Annotated in this window: 11 protein-coding genes; 4 read left to right on the forward strand and 7 right to left on the reverse strand. The window is 48.9% G+C overall.

The window, feature by feature from the left end:
* Nucleotides 1-50 precede the first annotated feature (50 nt).
* From RUI03_RS01110 to RUI03_RS01120, 3 genes are read right to left on the reverse strand one after another with little or no spacing between them, the layout of a single operon-like run.
* Complete coding sequence (locus RUI03_RS01110) at nucleotides 51-1,241, reverse strand: FkbM family methyltransferase (RefSeq protein WP_317288438.1); 1,191 nt, start codon at nucleotides 1,239-1,241, stop codon at nucleotides 51-53.
* 23 nt (nucleotides 1,242-1,264) lie between these two features.
* Nucleotides 1,265-2,173 carry a hypothetical protein gene (locus RUI03_RS01115; protein ID WP_317288439.1) on the reverse strand — a complete coding sequence of 303 codons (909 nt, stop codon included), beginning with the start codon at nucleotides 2,171-2,173 and terminating at the stop codon, nucleotides 1,265-1,267.
* Between the two features lie 58 nt (nucleotides 2,174-2,231).
* Nucleotides 2,232-3,554, reverse strand: coding sequence for a hypothetical protein (locus RUI03_RS01120; protein WP_317288440.1), 1,323 nt, complete (start codon nucleotides 3,552-3,554; stop codon nucleotides 2,232-2,234).
* A gap of 163 nt (nucleotides 3,555-3,717) precedes the next feature.
* On the opposite strand from RUI03_RS01120, the gene RUI03_RS01125 reads away from it, so the two are divergent.
* A complete protein-coding gene (locus RUI03_RS01125) occupies nucleotides 3,718-4,530 on the forward strand; it encodes a class I SAM-dependent methyltransferase (protein ID WP_317288441.1) in 813 nt (270 codons plus the stop codon).
* A 179-nt stretch (nucleotides 4,531-4,709) separates the two neighbouring features.
* Here RUI03_RS01125 and RUI03_RS14710 read toward each other — a convergent pair whose 3' ends face one another.
* The 4 genes from RUI03_RS14710 to RUI03_RS01140 all read right to left on the reverse strand — a co-directional run bounded on the left by RUI03_RS14710 (nucleotide 4,710) and on the right by RUI03_RS01140 (nucleotide 13,007).
* Nucleotides 4,710-5,420 (reverse strand): sulfotransferase domain-containing protein, encoded by a 711-nt coding sequence (locus RUI03_RS14710; protein WP_410795886.1) that lies wholly within the window; start codon nucleotides 5,418-5,420, stop codon nucleotides 4,710-4,712.
* A 45-nt stretch (nucleotides 5,421-5,465) separates the two neighbouring features.
* On the reverse strand, nucleotides 5,466-6,983 hold the full coding sequence (locus tag RUI03_RS01130; RefSeq protein ID WP_317288442.1) for an FkbM family methyltransferase: 1,518 nt from the start codon (nucleotides 6,981-6,983) through the stop codon (nucleotides 5,466-5,468).
* 170 nt (nucleotides 6,984-7,153) lie between these two features.
* Nucleotides 7,154-12,061: a glycosyltransferase gene (locus RUI03_RS01135; protein ID WP_317288443.1), complete on the reverse strand. Its 4,908-nt coding sequence runs from the start codon at nucleotides 12,059-12,061 to the stop codon at nucleotides 7,154-7,156.
* 88 nt (nucleotides 12,062-12,149) lie between these two features.
* The gene (locus RUI03_RS01140; RefSeq protein WP_317288444.1) at nucleotides 12,150-13,007 is read right to left on the reverse strand and encodes a hypothetical protein; all 858 of its coding nucleotides are present in this window, start codon (nucleotides 13,005-13,007) and stop codon (nucleotides 12,150-12,152) included.
* Nucleotides 13,008-13,176: 169 nt separating this feature from the next.
* Between RUI03_RS01140 and RUI03_RS01145 the strand changes: the two genes are divergently transcribed.
* The 3 genes from RUI03_RS01145 to RUI03_RS01155 all read left to right on the forward strand — a co-directional run bounded on the left by RUI03_RS01145 (nucleotide 13,177) and on the right by RUI03_RS01155 (nucleotide 16,146).
* On the forward strand, nucleotides 13,177-14,133 hold the full coding sequence (locus RUI03_RS01145) for a radical SAM/SPASM domain-containing protein (RefSeq protein ID WP_317288445.1): 957 nt from the start codon (nucleotides 13,177-13,179) through the stop codon (nucleotides 14,131-14,133).
* 79 nt (nucleotides 14,134-14,212) lie between these two features.
* Complete coding sequence (locus RUI03_RS01150; protein WP_317288446.1) at nucleotides 14,213-15,310, forward strand: glycosyltransferase; 1,098 nt, start codon at nucleotides 14,213-14,215, stop codon at nucleotides 15,308-15,310.
* A complete protein-coding gene (locus RUI03_RS01155) occupies nucleotides 15,307-16,146 on the forward strand; it encodes a glycosyltransferase (protein WP_317288447.1) in 840 nt (279 codons plus the stop codon). Before RUI03_RS01150 ends, RUI03_RS01155 begins: the two co-directional genes overlap by 4 nt.
* Nucleotides 16,147-16,269 lie beyond the last annotated feature (123 nt).

The raw sequence follows: 16,269 nt of genomic DNA on the forward strand, positions 1-16,269 counted from the left end.
TGCCGGCACGTGTAGAAAAAAGCGGATCTGTCGGAGGTGGGCTGCGCCGATCAGTTGCGATAGTACCAATCATCCCATTGGGCTTCTTTCCGTGAGTAACCGTGTTTAGTCAGCAGGTCATATATTTCATCGCGCATTTCAGTATAATTATGCTCAATAGTCCAGAGATGGATATTCCATAAATGGAATGGAAAATCTTTTAATATATCAAACTCTGATCCTTCGGTATCTACACTGATGTAGTCGATATTGTGAGGTGCATTGTGCTTGAGGAGAAAATCGTGAAGAGAGATTGTTTGTAATATCGCTCTATTCTTCTTTATTGCTGAGAAAGCTCTCCGCTTTTCACCATGGCGGTCGCTATCTTGGTGATCCGCCATGCCCCCATACTCGTCCGCGAAAACGAAGTTGACGGTATCGCCGGTACTATTGCCTATGCAATCATGCGCGACAATGCATGAACGGTTCTCAGCTAAGCGGCTATGAAAAACAGGGTTTGGTTCCGCTAAAATTCCAGACCAGTTGTATAGCTTTTCCAAAATGTAGGTATTGCTCAACAGATGACCGTCGGTAGCGCCAAATTCGACAAAAAATCCGGACTCCTTCTGCTTGAGCATCTCTAGCACCCACAATTCCTGCCCAAGCTGTGATGTGGCCATACTCTCGATATTTCGATCTGGCGGACTCTTTGTTTGGAGTTGTCCGCGTTGCATTGCAATAGAAAGTTCATGCCTAAGTAAATCAACTTGAGTTTGGAGTATAGTTATGCTCGGTTCGCTGGGGTGTCGGTTTCGCTTTGCTCTTACTTCAGCGGCAATTCGATCAGCTTCAAAAGGCAACACCTCCATTTCAGATGCTAATCGAGCATACCATCGTTGTGCGTCGTACTCCGTCTCGACTGAAATTCGATCTAATTTGAGATATTCATTTAAATGAAATATTGATTCATTGGAGTCGCCCAAAAGCATCCCGAGCTTAGCTAAGGTCAGGTGGGCAGCCTGACTTATAATACCAAAGATATCTTCAGTTGATGCGCCCAGTTCGATGGCAAAATCGATCAATCTTTTCGCTTTATGTTCGTGACCTGATTGAAGGTAGCAAAAAATAACCTTGAGCGTCAGATTGTAATCCTCGTTCTCTCTAGCGACGCGCTCGCAATCATCGGTAGCTATGTCCTCCCATCGGCCCGCTCGCCAGGCATCATTCACATAGGATGCAATGTCGCTATTTTTTTGGTCCATTATCATTGCTCGTTACAACAGTCTCAGCGAGACGACATTTGGGTCATTAGATCCTTCATAACACTAAGCTGAATATTCGACCTTTGAAACTCAGCATCTATCTTTCTGATCCTCGCGTGGAGATCTTCGATCTGTCTCTCAAGCGCAGGAACGCGATCCGCTCTTTTTTTTGCTAAGCCGAACTCGCTGCTAATAGTTTGGAGTTTTTTTTCAGTCGCGCTGAGCTGTTCACGCAGATCGTCGTTCGTCGCTGTCAAAACTTCATTAGCCGATAGAGTGCTGTTAAGCCTCTTCGTTACCGTGTGAAGTCCCTCACGACTTTTGTCTAAAGCGGCTTCTATGGTGGCAAGATGCGGATCGTTGGGTGAGGTGTCTAACGCTATAAAGGCTGAATTTCTCAAAGTAGCGATCACCTCGTCGGCCGCAGGCGCGCCCTCAAAAAGCGCCGTTCGTCCGACTGATACGTGGATTGAGGTGAATATGGTCAGTAAGTCGGCCCCCGCCAATAATTCCAAATATTCACCTTCTTCGCCATTCATGGGCAGAATTAACCGATTTTCATAGCCTTTTTCTACGCCGACCGACTTTATAAAGTCCACCACATGAACGGTTTGAACCCTCTTTGATGAAATCACCTTTAGTCCTGGATACAGCTGGATCAAGCCAGTCGGTTGTCGGGAGGAGGACAGCCCAGGTAAGTTGAACTGTTGTAAGACATTGTTTGACGCGTCCGCAGTAACGGCGACCGCATGCTCGCTAATCGAAGTGCCTGCTTGCCGAAGGCGTTCGAATTCTGGATTCGGTGCGTCAGATACATTCGCGACAACGACATTTTTTGCGCGAGAGAATTGGGAAATGCTCCACCGGTCCTTTTGACCAGCGTCGAGAGCAATTATCATATCGTAGGTAGGCGGAGTGTTTTGTGGGTTCATGAAAAGTCGCTCTTAAAAAGATCCTGATGCCGTATGATGTACTGCTGATGATCGACTTTCAGGCCTCGTAAATATGACGATTTTCTGCTCGTCCGTACTTTTCGTAGTGAAGTACAGGGTTGATGCCACTCTCTACTACATCAGGATTGGCCTTCAAATATTCTCTTGTTGAGAAGTTCGGTCCTGCAGCGCGCAGTTCCTGTGCGCCAAATCGAAAGTAATGCGTTGCTGGTCGGATGCCGCCCTTCGGAACATCTTGGTACCGTTCTGAATACCAGGTACCATCAAATACAGCGGATCGACTAATCTGAAGTATCTTTCTGTATTCGCTGGGCGAAAGTGTCTTCAGTTTACGGAGAAGGCGTCCCAAGAGACGCAATGGAACAGATGCTTTCCAAGACGAGCTGTTCTGCATCTCCATCACAATATGCCGTTGCCTCTCGACTTCCGCTTTTAGTTTCTGTGCTGAACCTTCAAGAATGGAGGCAGTCGCCTCCAAGTCTACAGTTTTGAAGTAGTACTCTTCGCACAACGCATTGGATTCTTTTAGTTGGGACAGCAGGTCAGCCTCGGCCATAGCAGCGCGCTTTATTTTGCCCGCCATCATCATATGGGCATCAGCAATCGCTTGTGTGTCTGATATCTGTTTGCGCGCCTTGTCCAATGCGGTCTGAGTATCAGATAACTCCTCTGTCAAATCAGCTATTCGAGATTCTGCTACTCTTAACTCCGACGAAGTGGAGTGATATTTCCTCGCTGCCTCACTCAGTCTGTCAGCTGATATATCGGGAATTGATGGGCTGACCGGTATTCTGTTCGCTTCTAATTGACCCTCGGTCTCATACACATGTTTATTCGCGGCTAAATGTTGGCGTGCAAGTGCGAGGTAAATTAAGTCTGGATGAAAGATAGTGGACCCATCTGTTTGCGGAGTTTGATAGCCAACGCCAAAAATACGTTCAATTGCCTCAAGCCACGCGTCGCGAGCTTTCACGGCCTCCACGGCATTGAACAAAGTTGTGTGACTGCGCCTTTTGAGGCGAGTGTCGAGTATTGTCCGTGCGGCTGATATCCATGACTGCACTGCAAGTTGAGGGTCGATGGCGCGGGACATCGCGCTGGCAACGTATAAATCCGCAGGCAGATAGAAAAGCATCGCGTGAGCATCGTGCGATCCGCCGAGCCAGTGTTCCAGCTCGTCGGCATCGAGGCCTGTCTGCGGCTTTATAAGCAATTTTATGTCGTCCGCGCTAGGGCTGTCAGCGTGCTCCTGGTCGTCGAGAGAAACGAGGCCAGCATGAAGTTCACCGCCGATACTTCTTAAAATCGGTACGATGTTCTCCCAATAATGATATGTATCACCAGCGGCGAAAACGTGCATGATAGCTCTCGATCGTTGATTGAGCATTCTTTGGTACACGGTGGATAGGTAGGCGACAAGCGCTGTCGGTAGTTGTGTCAAATTCCGACGGTAGTTATTTAGGCAGAAATAGAGCGAACCGCGCGGGTGAGGCCTGCCGCCGTTCAAAGAGGTATTGATCGCAATGTCAAATTTCCGCAAAAAATACGATCACATAAAAGGCGCCATCAGTAGCGCAATGTCTGAGAACGCGGCCGACCTTTGGGGAAGATTAGCCTCGGGCGGGAATATCCTTGAATATGGTTGCGGTGACGGTGTGGCAGCTTTGGCGATGGCCCATCATTTCCCGCGGTGCAATGTTCTCGGCGTGGATCTTCACAACGCTTTCGACAGACTTCCAGAGCGTGCGCTGAGTGAAGGCTTCGAATCATGCCGGCCGACGAACTTGGGTTTTGCACAACTTAGTGATGTGGGGCGCGATCATGCGATTGCGCCTGAGTTTGCTTCTATATCGTATCAAGCTCTGCCGGGCGATGGTTCAATCGATTTCTGTTACAGCTGGTGTGTATTCGAGCACATCAATTTAAGGCTTATTGAAGAGGTATTGAATGTTATACGAAAGGCACTATCCCGGGACGGGCTGTTCTATTTAAAGATAAATCCTCTGTATTTTTCCAATAGAGGGGCGCATCTGAATTTTATATTGGACGAGCCTTGGGTTCATCTTCTCCATGAGCATCATGAGCTCGAAAGAATTTTTTATGAAGCAGCTGAGGTAAAAAACTTTAAGGAGGCCAAGGCGGTCTGGTACCAATACATCACTCTAAACCGATTAACAGCAGACGTATTGAGTGAGCTAATAGAAAAATCCGGTTTCTCAATATTACATGAAAATCGATTGTATGAGGGGAAACCGAGTGCAGCCCTTCTTTCCGCCTACAATGAAGAGGCGCTGCGCAACAAGGAGGTCGAATATATTCTTCGGCGCACTAATTGATCGTGTCCAATCAGGAAATGTATTTTTAGTTTCGGTTTCTATTGTTTTGGGCGAATTGGCGATCAATTTGACTGAATTACCAGGTGAGAGTGCTCCGTTAAATCGGATTTGGTCTAGTGCAACATTTATAAATAGATTGATTTTGGCGAATGCGCTGATGGGGAATATACAGCGGTTGTTTATATAACGTCATCATAGCCTGCCGAGCGCATAACAGATGGAGTTATGACGGAACGTGCGACTTCAGTCGCCTGCTCGATTGGGTGTCGAAAATTTTGAAGATCTCTGTTTGGAGCCCGTCCGTTTGCCAACGCGAGGTTTTGAGCCGCCATAAGCTCTTGAAGTTTATCCTGATCATGTGACTTAAAACAAAAGTCGAAGAGACGCTTTGTGGATCGTATGTCTGAAGTTATATCTTCATAGCGTAGAAAAAGAACATTCTCTTTTCCGGCGGCTGTGGACCATTTTTCTACAAACCGCGACCAATAGATCGCGCGCTCTCTCGTAAAGCTGACCCATGCATCTCGAGTGTCGGACATCAGACAGCCCTCTGTGCCATCCTGTGTTCCAATGCGAATTTGAGATCGGTTGCGAAACTCGCGCTCATAATATGAAGCGATCGATAACAGCGGCCGTCGCCAAAGGACGACATAGAGAGAATCTGAGCTTATCGGGAGATGAAGATCAAAATCATGCGATTTTTGAAAGCGTCGCCCTGATGGACAGGGCGACTTTTCATGAACGGGTTTGCCGCGAGCCGGGCATTCCACGTCGACACATTTATACAGTTCACAATAATTATCGTCGCCTGTGACGCGCTCAAGTAGGCGCTGAACGTAATGTTGACCGCTTCGTGGATACGACACTAGGAATACACGCTGATCGTTCATCTTGCTTCTTTCAGTCTTGGCGAATTGCGATTTCGAATAACGGGATTAGGCAAATTTCTGGAGTTCCGGTAAATCTGGAAGGCCATCCACGCCCACTTTTCCTATGGCCTGCTTTATTTTGTGCGAGTGCAGTATTCGGCAATCTTGCCAAAGACCTTCTGCTTTCAGCCGCGGCCACATGCTCATCCCGGCATTGTACTGAGTATTGGGCAGTACGGAACGCTTGACGCCAGCGCGTTGGAACGAACCGTCGGCAAGCATGTCATGTAATATGCCCTGTTCATTTACACCGCCGGTGTGCCCCCAATTGCCCTTATCCCTCTTGTCACCGGCCGTTTTTTCGACGAACTGGGTCCACCACGTGTGCAAAAGGGCATCGGTCTCCGCAGATTTCCTGTAGCCGAATACGGCACAGCTGTACGAGGAGGAGCGCGTAAGATTTTTAAGGCTCTTGTGGACGGGTCGGTCGGAGCCCTCGACAACGCCTTGTTCCAGTTCCGGCATATTCGTCAGGACAAAGTCATTTTCTTCAAGTTCTAGAAAGAAATCGTCAAGCGGACCCTTTACATAGGTGTCGCAATCAAGATGTATCGTATACTGAAAAGGGCTGGCTCGAAGAAAGCGCACCTTGAGTGACGGCATTCGATTTGTACTGATGAAATATCGTTCGATATCAAAATTTTCTGTCTCTGTGAAGGAATGGACGAAATCGAATTCATGAGCAGCCTCGGGCATATCCGTAAAAATTGCGGCGGGGACAGTTGGATTTGACTTGCGCAAACTTGATAGGCTCAACCGCGCTTCGTCGAGCGCGGGTTTGCCGAACGCGAAGTAGATCACACCTTTATCGGCCGCATTGCGTATATCAACGGACGTATTCTGATTGCTAATTTCGACTGTTTCGGCCGCTTTTGCGGGGCGATTATCCAATTTCTCATCGTAGATAAACGCTTGTTCACGACCCGATCCGCTTTTGTAAAAGCGTCGATAGCCGGCTTCGTACAGCGCCATCAAAGCTGAGTGCGTGTCGCTCATCTTGTAGCTATACATATCGTGGTGAAATTCGGCCATGAGTTGAGTCGGCCTGATATTTCCTGACAGAATGTCGTGGATGACGCCATATTCAGATCCCTCGATGTCCATTTTGAGAACATCTATTCGATCATGGCCGAGGCTTCGCATCAGCGATTCGAGGCGATTGACTTTACAACTTATGGCCGTATCGCTCGCTTCGCTGCTCGGTGAGAAGCTGATGTGTGTGTCGCACTTCGGAGGGTCAAAATTGATCTCTCCGTCGATCTCCGCCAGGCCGACGGGTACAAATTTGAAATTTTCAGGAAACGCGCGGCCGTGTGCCCACCTCAATGTCTTGGGGGTAGGATCGAAACCCCACACGCGGCATCCGAATTTTTCGATGAGTGCCTCGTCCCACGAAATGTTGGCGCCGACCCCCACGGAATAGACTATCGTTTCAGGCGTCATCAGTCTCGGGATGATTGGCCAATCGCAGTTTGGCGAACCGTAGACCGCGTATTCTTGCGTTGTTTCAATATTCACGCCCATGCGATTCCGCCTTTCATCCATAATTAGCGACCCAATGCGCCGTCTTATTATTTTCAGCGCAAGATTTAAATTGACTGTCATGAGTTCTCTAGGTCGTGGAGCGGTGGCTTAAACCCGACCAGCTGGCCTGCGATTCCAGTCGGGACGGACAATTTCAACTTCGAATGGCGTCACTCATGCAATGGTGTGACGCCGGTTGACTCCAACATCGCCAGGGCGAGATTCGTATTCGCCGCGGATCTGGAAAATCTTTCCAACAAAAGTGCTGTTTCAACATCCATCTGTACTGCCGATAAATCGTCCATAGCTGCCAAGAAAACGCGCAGCAAAATTGCGGCTGAGCTCGTACCATTTGCGACGTCTGGCCATAAATGGCCATGGGTCTCGGAAATTTTAATGTAACTGCCGTGTTCGTCCTGCAGTACCGTGGCTGGATATATTTCATTAAAGTTGCGAAGGGAATCCCCGGTCAAACGGATCGTTAGAGTCCGATGTTCATCTTTCCGATAAGTTTGACAGGTGATAGGGCCAATCTCGGTCCCGTCTATGATCAGACGTGGGACAAATAGGGTGGCGAAAATATACCTGTCTGTTGACGAGTTTTTGACAAGGCGCAAATCGTCAAATTCGACAGTGATTTTTGTTTGTCGGGCCTCGCGAAGGACGGGGTGCACGTCATACTGTTTCTCAGCCGCAGGCTCCAGTTTGATGCCTGTGATCAGGGCTGCTGCCTCTCGCTTGTCGGTCGACGCTATTGGTGTGTTTCTGGTGAAGTTAATTGTAACGACATCGCCAAATCGCAGTTTGCCGAGGGCAAAAGTTAGGCTTTTCTCACCGCGCGGTAGATGGACTGGTTGAGAGGCTCTATCGTCGATACTTACTGCGATCTGCTGTGATCCCAATGTCTTTAGAACATCTATTTTCATGATTGCATCATCGAAATAGTTGTCCGAAACAATTTGCAACTGTCGTTCAGCCCAAACGGCGGCTTCAAATCCCCATTCCGGCTTTCCGCGCTCAATGCCTAGCGAGCCAGCTTTAAGCCTAACAGACGCAAAATGACGATCTGCGAGGTCGGATAGCGGTAATGCAAAAGGCGAGACGTAGCCGTCGCTAGACCAAAGCTTGATATTGTTCGTCGCATCAACAAGCTCAAGCACCCCATCGTTCGATAGTCTTAAGAGCGTGCGGGTAGAAATTCCCCCGGTTTCGTTTGACCAGAGCGTATCGTTCTGAGAGCTACGAATTGACAGTTTGCTGTCTCGCTCCAGCGTCAGTCGCGCATGAGGGAGGCGGGTGGGGCCGGACTGCCATTTTACTCGGCCGGTCTCGTGCACAATATTAAGGCCGCCATGGGTAGATATGTAACAGGCCCACTGCCCATTGGTCGAGGCGAGAAAGCTAGAGTGGTCGATACTTTGGTTACGTTCAAGCTGTTTGATCCGACGTTGCCCGAGAAGCTGACGCAGGGACGATGGTCGGCTCGTCGTTGTTCGAGCGTTCATCATCATCGTCGTAACCCCCGATTTAGGGTCGATGTCCGGAACTTTTGATGGTGATCCCAATCCAGGTCCCGTAGCAAGTAGCTCTTTAAAAAGCTCTGCATAGCGACGCCCATGAGTGGCAAGCGTGTAATTGCGTTCTACGTGATCTCGACAGGCATCACGAAGATCCTCGTTTGCTAGTTTTCCAATTGCTCGGGCTAGTGCGTGAGTGTCGCCTACTGGCACGGCCAAGCCGCAGGCTCCGTCATTTGCCAAGTCCGGTATGGCGCCAGCTTGGAAGCCCGCGATCGGTGTACCGCAAGCTAACGATTCCGCAGCGGTGTTGGAAAACGTTTCCTCTGCAGACGGTATAATCGTTACATTTGCGCTCGAGTAGGCGAGACTTAATAGTGACCTTGATTTTATATACCCCAGCTTATGCACATCAAACGACAGATCAGCCTGAGTGAGCGATGTGTTACCGACGCACAAAACGACATAGTCACCATCAGGATCCAATTTCTTGAGTGTTTTTAGGCAGTCCTGCAATTCGTACTTGCCTTTAACGCGACTATCAAAAGAGGGTGCGAATAAAAGTATTTTAGAGTGCTGCGGCAGCCCAAGCAGATCTCTTGCTATCGCGCGATCGGATGGTTCGAATAGGGATAGATTGACCCCATTGGGTATACTCTCAATTCGACACCCTTTCAAAATAGGAGATTGCCGCGCTATCGTTTCGCTTATTTTGCTTAGTGTAACGACAGTGATATTATTTTTTCTCCAGGCATGTTCTTTAAATTTATATACGGTATTTGTGAAATCTTGCGGATAATCGCTTGTCAGTTGAGGGCATCCGCTGCACTGGTTGTGCTTCCATTTATGGCAGCCATGAAAATAGTGGCACCCGCCGGTTAAATAAAACATGTCACGCAACGTAAGAACGACAGGTTTATCCAGTTCGGAAAGAAAGGCGATGTTCTCAATAGAAATAAATCGCGAAGTCCAATGAAGATTGATTATGTCAAGATCTTTAACGTATTCTTCGAGATCCTCGTTCTTAATCGACTGCTCGTTTATGTCAAATATAGTATGGTTTTCGCGAAAGTTTCTATTATTAAATAGATTGCCAAAGCCTTGCCCTTCGCTAGAGGGAACGTGCACGGCATCTTCAATTGGGTCAGAGGTCAGATTTTTAGCGCCAAGCGGCAGAAAGAGGCGGGATTTTACATTATTGGCTAGTAGAGAGCGATGCGTTCTGTAGGCTGCGTTACCTGCGCCGCCATGGGATTGCGTTGTGAATACCCCCGCTTTTACGAGTGGCTTTTCAACTACGCTCAGTAGCGATTGGTATTGGTTCAATTGTTGATCGGCGGAAAACCTTGCCTTTAGCGCTTCGGCCAACTTGATATTGGTGCCGAAAGGATTTTCTGGTTGGTCGACCAGGGCTGCTAATGCTCGACCGATTGCCTCCCCGTCTGCAGCCGGAACAATGCGCGCCCACGGACTGTCGCCAGACAGCACCTCTGGTGTGCCGCCAGCGTCTGTTGCAATTACCGGCAAGCCGGCAAAAACGGCCTCGATTGTTGCGAGCCCAAACGTCTCGGTTTGCCTAGTGTCAGGATCGCGGATGGATGAGGTGATGAAGACATCAAACTCACTGAAAAAATCAGGGCGAGTACGGAAATCGATATAGTCCACTAGGTCGACGTAGGATCCAAGATTAAGCCTCTCGATAGTTTGATCGATTTCTGCTCGATGCACCTCGTCCCTTCCGTACGCGATTGTCAGGCGCACTGACCGACCGGTATTTCGAAGATAGTGATCGATGCCCTCCAGGAGATATTTGTGCCCTTTCCAGCGTATAAGGCGCCCAATGTTTAAAATCTTTAGTGGTTCCGATGGGGAAGGCGCGCGCTGATGTCGCCGATGTGAAAGGTATTTGTCGTGCACGACATTCGTCACCACGTGAATGCGGTCCGCTGGGACGCCCGCTTCAATAAGTTCCGATTTCAAAAATTCGCTTGGTGCTGTGAACCAGACATTCGGGCGTACACAGAAATGTTCGGCTACGTATTTTGAGTAGGCCGTTTCATCAAACATTCTGAACACATCAATACCGTGTGTCATGTTTATGATCGGCACGTCTAACTCAGCATCATCTAAATACTGTGAAAATTTGACCCCGTTGATGGCAAAATGACACACGACATACTTGATATTCAGCTCAGCAAAAAGGAATCGAAGATATATCGATCGAAATTTGGCAGGCATTTGCTCGAGCATCATGCACAAGCAATAGTCATATGGCCTTTCGTCCGAGAGAAGGCGATGTTGATGGAGTACGATTGCTTGATGTTGTAGGTCGGTTTTAGTCCTATTGATGAAGTCGTAAATGAAAGTTTCAGATGGTCTTGAGAAAACACTCGCAAAATGAAGTACACATCCAGAATTGGTGTCGATTGTGTCTTTAAGTTTTAGAATTTGGGAAAGAGACTGCCCAAACATCGACCCTGCTACGGGCATCTGTAGTTGCAATAATTCGTATGAACATGCTGAATATAAATCTAGATAAGATTCAATGAGTGCATCCGACTCGCTCGGCGTAAATCTAAATTCGTCTCTATACTGCAGGCAAAATGCCGTATAGCTGGCGCAAGCGCTTCTGAAAGTATCGCTAAGGTCGCTGTACCGCCTCACGACATCCAGAAAGGAGTTTACGCGCCATTTGTTGAACCTGAAGAGATAGAGATCGCGTGCCTCGTCTACTGTTAGGAAGTCAAATCGGTCCAAGATGGATCGTGCATACTCATCAATAAATAACTCGCGATTGCGCTCGTTCATGCCGGCAGATAGGCCGCTTTCGGAGAAAAACATCAGGCCTTCAGCAACTCGCGAGAACTTCTTGTTTGCCTGAAAAGCGTCGCGAATCCAGACCGCGTCGCTTACAATTCGATAGTCTTCGCGGTATGGGCCTATTTCGTCATAACACTGACGGCGTACCAGAAACGTTTCGTGATTGATGTTTAGGTGAAACAGATTGATTCCCTCGTCGATATCCACGGACTCGCGAAGGATCTCAGACATATACAAATCTGTATACGTAATATCAGATCTGTCTTGCTGCAGTTTATTCAGACTCTTCTCAATGAATTTTTCATCGTAGAAATCATCTGCATTGATTAGGCAAATATAATCGCCTTGGGCAAGGCGTATACCCTTATTCATCGCATTATAGATACCATCGTCAGGCTCGGAGACAAAATATTCGAGTTTCGTTGAATATTCTTGAATTATGTCGAGGGTGCCATCTGTGCTGCAGGCATCGACAATGATATGCTCGACATTCTTGTGGGTTTGATTCTGAATGGAATCTAATGTTCGACGTACAGTTTGCGCGGCGTTCCATGTTACGGTGATTACCGACACGAGCGGCAGTGTGGCATCCGACTGTTTTTGAGGGGCGCCGGTAATTCGCAGGCCTCCTTCAGTTAGTCGACCTGGTGTAAAGGGCGCCTTCCACCACACTCCCGCAAATCGACGTGTTGCGCGTACTGAAGATGAGGCCTGTTGAGGTGTGTTCGGAGAAATTGCCATCCCTAATTTCCCTATCGAATAGTTGTGCGGCCGGACCGTCGGCAATTCTGTTGTTAGTCCTGAGCCATAAAGGTTCCGGAGGAGAAATTTACTTGCCCGCGTGACGTGGGGGTTCGATATCGTAGCCTAGACCGTCCATAACACTATGATCGAGCTTTGCGTTGATGGAAATCATATCTTCCGTCGAGTATGCTAAAAGGTACTGTTTGTCGAGGTGAACGGTATCTGACGCTAGTGAGTACGCGGGCGATTGCGGGACCTTCACGGGCCGTCGAAGTGATTTGGTCGGCGATTTGCCCGTGGTTGCCTCGACGCGTTTGGCGAATGGAAGAAGCGCAGCTGTCGGGTCCCTCAATAGGTCGACGTAGCGAACAAAGAAAATTTTGTCTGTCTGTGCCGCAAACTGCAGCCATTTTCCATAAAACGATACATAATCATCTATCGGGTCTGCGGAGAATTCGGGCCAACCGCATTTTTTCGCCCACTTTTTATAGCTTAAAATCCAGCTATATGGGTCCTTTGAGATGACGAGGTAGGCAATAGGAGCAGAAGAAAACTCAGCCTCAAATTCATTGAAATCTCGATAGGTTTTGTTGTTGTGGTATCCCGTCGCAGATATGCGGCTCTTGTCGTCAAATATTCGGAAATGTTTTTGGCGGGGGTGGCTCCTATCTGCATCGGAATTTTTGATCACCACGTGAAGCTGCGATGACACGATTTTGTGCAGAAAATTTGTTCCGGATCGTTGTAGCCCGTAAATCAAGATGGGTGCCCGGTCGCCGATAAAGCGTTCGCTTATGCCGCGAATTATATTGTTTAACGAGCGAAGCGCGGGGATCGTGGATGGTGTTCGCCGTACGGCTCTGGCCGTCGCACTAGCCACGGCGATCGAAAGGCGGGTTGCATTGCGGGCCGCGGATCCGTAGTTTCGACGTTTGATTTTCAAGCCTTTATCGCTTTATGCTCTTGGTTTAAACTTGGTTTGGTCGCTCTATCGTATTATGATGAATGTGCCCAGAGGGTGTGGGAATTTAACTCCCGTTCTGCAAGTTGTGCCCCGATCGGGTCGGGTGGTTCGATGAATTTCTAGATTTTTTTAGGATTGAAATCTGTCTGTGTTAATTCCATCTGAGCCGCAATTTTCGATAGATGCCGACAAGCTTCAGCGTGGCTATGGCATCCAGGTTGATAGGGCGCACTGGATTGAATATCCCATGGTCGTCTCGATTGAGACTTTTGCCAAATGTAATGCGGCGTGCACATTTTGTCCGTATCCAGAATTGGATAGAATTGGTGAAAAGCTCTCTCGGGAAACGGTGTTCCGCCTGTTGGACGAAGTCGCGGCCTTTCCTGTTCCGCCGGGTCAGCTGAATCTGACGCGTGTCAATGAGCCATTTCTCGACCCGTTTTTGTTTGAATATATCGAATATGCACGGGCCATAATGCCAAGGGTCAATGTTCATTTATTCACCAATGGTCAGGCGTTGACAGATAAAGTAATTGACAGGTTAAACGACTTGGAGAATTTCAAGCAGCTGACTATTTCTTTTAATGAACATGATCCTGATCAATACGCTCGTGTCATGGGGCTTGACCAAGCTAAGACTCTCAAGCGCCTTCGTCGCTTGCATGAAAGAGTTGAAAGTGACGAGGTGCGCTTTAGTTTGGCGATTTCGCGTGTCGGTGAGTCAAACGAGAGTGACGCGCTCTATAGGAAGTGGTGCGAGAGGGAGTTCCCTGCGTTCCGGTCTGGCATCAATGCTAGATTTAACTGGGTTGGTGAGCCGGGTGCGGCGAAATACAATCATCTGACCCCTGACGTTGGATGTGCTCAGTGGTTCACGGTCAATATTCTGGCAAACGGTATGAGTGCTTTTTGCTGTATCGATGGGTCCAGTCGGCTTGAACGATTTTCTATCCATGAAAATTCTTTGTACGAAATGTACAACGCGCCAGAAAAGAGGCGTCTCCGAGAGCAGCTGGTGTCGCGGCGCAATGTGAGAGGGTGTGAAGGTTGCATACACGGAATGTCAGCTGCCGCGTTTCAAGAGCCGAATCTTGCAGTGGGATGAATTTCTGCAGGCTGCTGTTTTCCGCTATGTCGGCCAATACAGTCTTGCTTGACGTCCAAAGTGTTTTCGGAGGGGCGCGTTGTCCAATCTTCGTTTCGTATTCGTAATTCCTCTTGGTGCAGGGCATTATGAGCGTCTTGAAGAGACGTTTCGATCGTTAGCGGTTCAGAAAGCCGATCTGGCGATCGCTCTCTGCCATACCGGTGTGCGCGAAGATGTGGAGCATATCATTGCACCGTTTCGCCGTTTGATAGCATACGAACGTCACGGCCCTGATGCCGGACAATCCTCTGCTATAAACGAGGGCTGGCGCGCCGTTGCGGGTGATATCTATGGTTGGCTCAATGCAGATGATGTGCTTGCGCCCAGCGCATTAACTGAGGTCCTGCGTGTCTTCGAGGAGCAACCAGCAGCCGCAGCAGTATGTGGTCAAAGTATCATTGTCGATCGTGCTGGCTCGCTTACGGGGCTTCATCCGTCGGTGAAGTCGCCCGATGGTGATCTTTATCGTAGCAATATCATCTCGCAGCCTTCGTGTTTCGTTCGTCGGCAATGGTTGGAACAAGTTGGCCATCTGGAGGAAGACCTGCACTATGCGATGGACTGGGATCTTTGGGTGAGACTCAGCATCGTTGGCGCACAGTTCGCTTACACACCACGCGTGTTGTCTGGGGTTTATTGGGACGTCGACACAAAAACAGGAGCATTTAATTTCCGCAGGGTTTCGGAGCTCAAGCGAGTTGTTGCTCGTCAGAAAGATCCGATCGTTACGGCCAAAACGCTTTTCGGATTTGCCGTGCACCATATCTCCGAATACACGCCTCTTGGAGGTTTGCTGAAAGCGCTTCGCGTCGGTCTTCGGACCGGCCGTCCAATGCGGTTACGATTTTGGGGGGGGGTGGCAGGGGGTGGCTGTGAATGTTTTGACGTATTCCACTATGATACTCAGCCTCGAGACGGGCTGGTTGTTCGGTTTCTGACTGATGGCAAGCGTACAGTCCGGATAAATGGGGTGTCTCATGAGGTTGTGGGACGTCAACACATGTTTGATGTTAATGTGGCGCCCGGGGTGCCAGTTACGATTGAGTTTGCTGGCGGATCGGCACTCAACAGCGAGTTGGACCGAATTGATTGGAAGTGTCCGGATGATTCGTCCTTCGAAAGTGAACCAGCGTGAAGTTCTCAGTCGTTACGCCAACCTTGAACGCAGCTAATTCCCTGAATCGCCTTTTTGCTTGCATGGAAGCCCAAAGCCATGTGGATTGGGAATTGCTGGTTGTTGACGGCGGTTCTATTGATGCCACAGCAAGTATGGTCCGTCGTCGATCCCTGAAAGACCCCCGTATTCGATTGATAGAGCATCCGGGATCGTCAATATACGAAGCAATTTTTGCGGGTTTTGACGAGGGGGTAGGGTCAGTCTTTTGCTGGCTGAACGCCGATGATATCTATGCGCCTTGGGCTCTGGCTACCGTAAGTGACGTTATGAAGCGTAACTCTATTGACTGGGTTACTGGTCTGCCTGGTGCTTGGGATGCAGCAGGCTGCCTTCGCTTCGTCAGGCCGGCAACGCTTTGGCCGCGTGCCTTGTTGCGTCGCGGGCTATTTCACGGCGATTGTCTGGGGTATATTCAGGCTGAGAGTACGTTTTTCTCGCGGTGCCTGTATGATGGAATTACGCCGGCAGAGCGCCAATTTATTCTGTCGGCGAAGTTGGCTGGCGACTTTAGGCTGTGGAAAACATTTGCGAGCCGATCTAGGTTAATTGGGGTGCCGGCTCTTCTTGGCGGGTTTGCTATCCATGGTGGAAACAGGTCGATCGTCGAGAAAGAGCAGTATCAGGCTGAAGTCAGATTATCAGGAAATTTTTCCATGCCACGGGCGATCGGTCGGCGACTGGCTGTTGTACTTCGGTATGTATCTGCCTTGCACTCACTTATTACGGTCAGTCGCGCTGACCTTACCTTGCAAAGAGAGCTGGGGATATCGGAGGACGTCCGCCAGGAGGCGTGATCTGACTGAGATCGATTTGATGTCATCTAAGCAATGAATTAAAGGCTTCACCGGATGCCCGGTGTGTGGGTAGGCAGTGATATGTGTTGTATGGCTATGAGTGTTGACTATCTCATTTGGTGG

The organism is Parvularcula sp. LCG005 (genome assembly GCF_032930845.1).
GTDB lineage: Bacteria > Pseudomonadota > Alphaproteobacteria > Caulobacterales > Parvularculaceae > Parvularcula.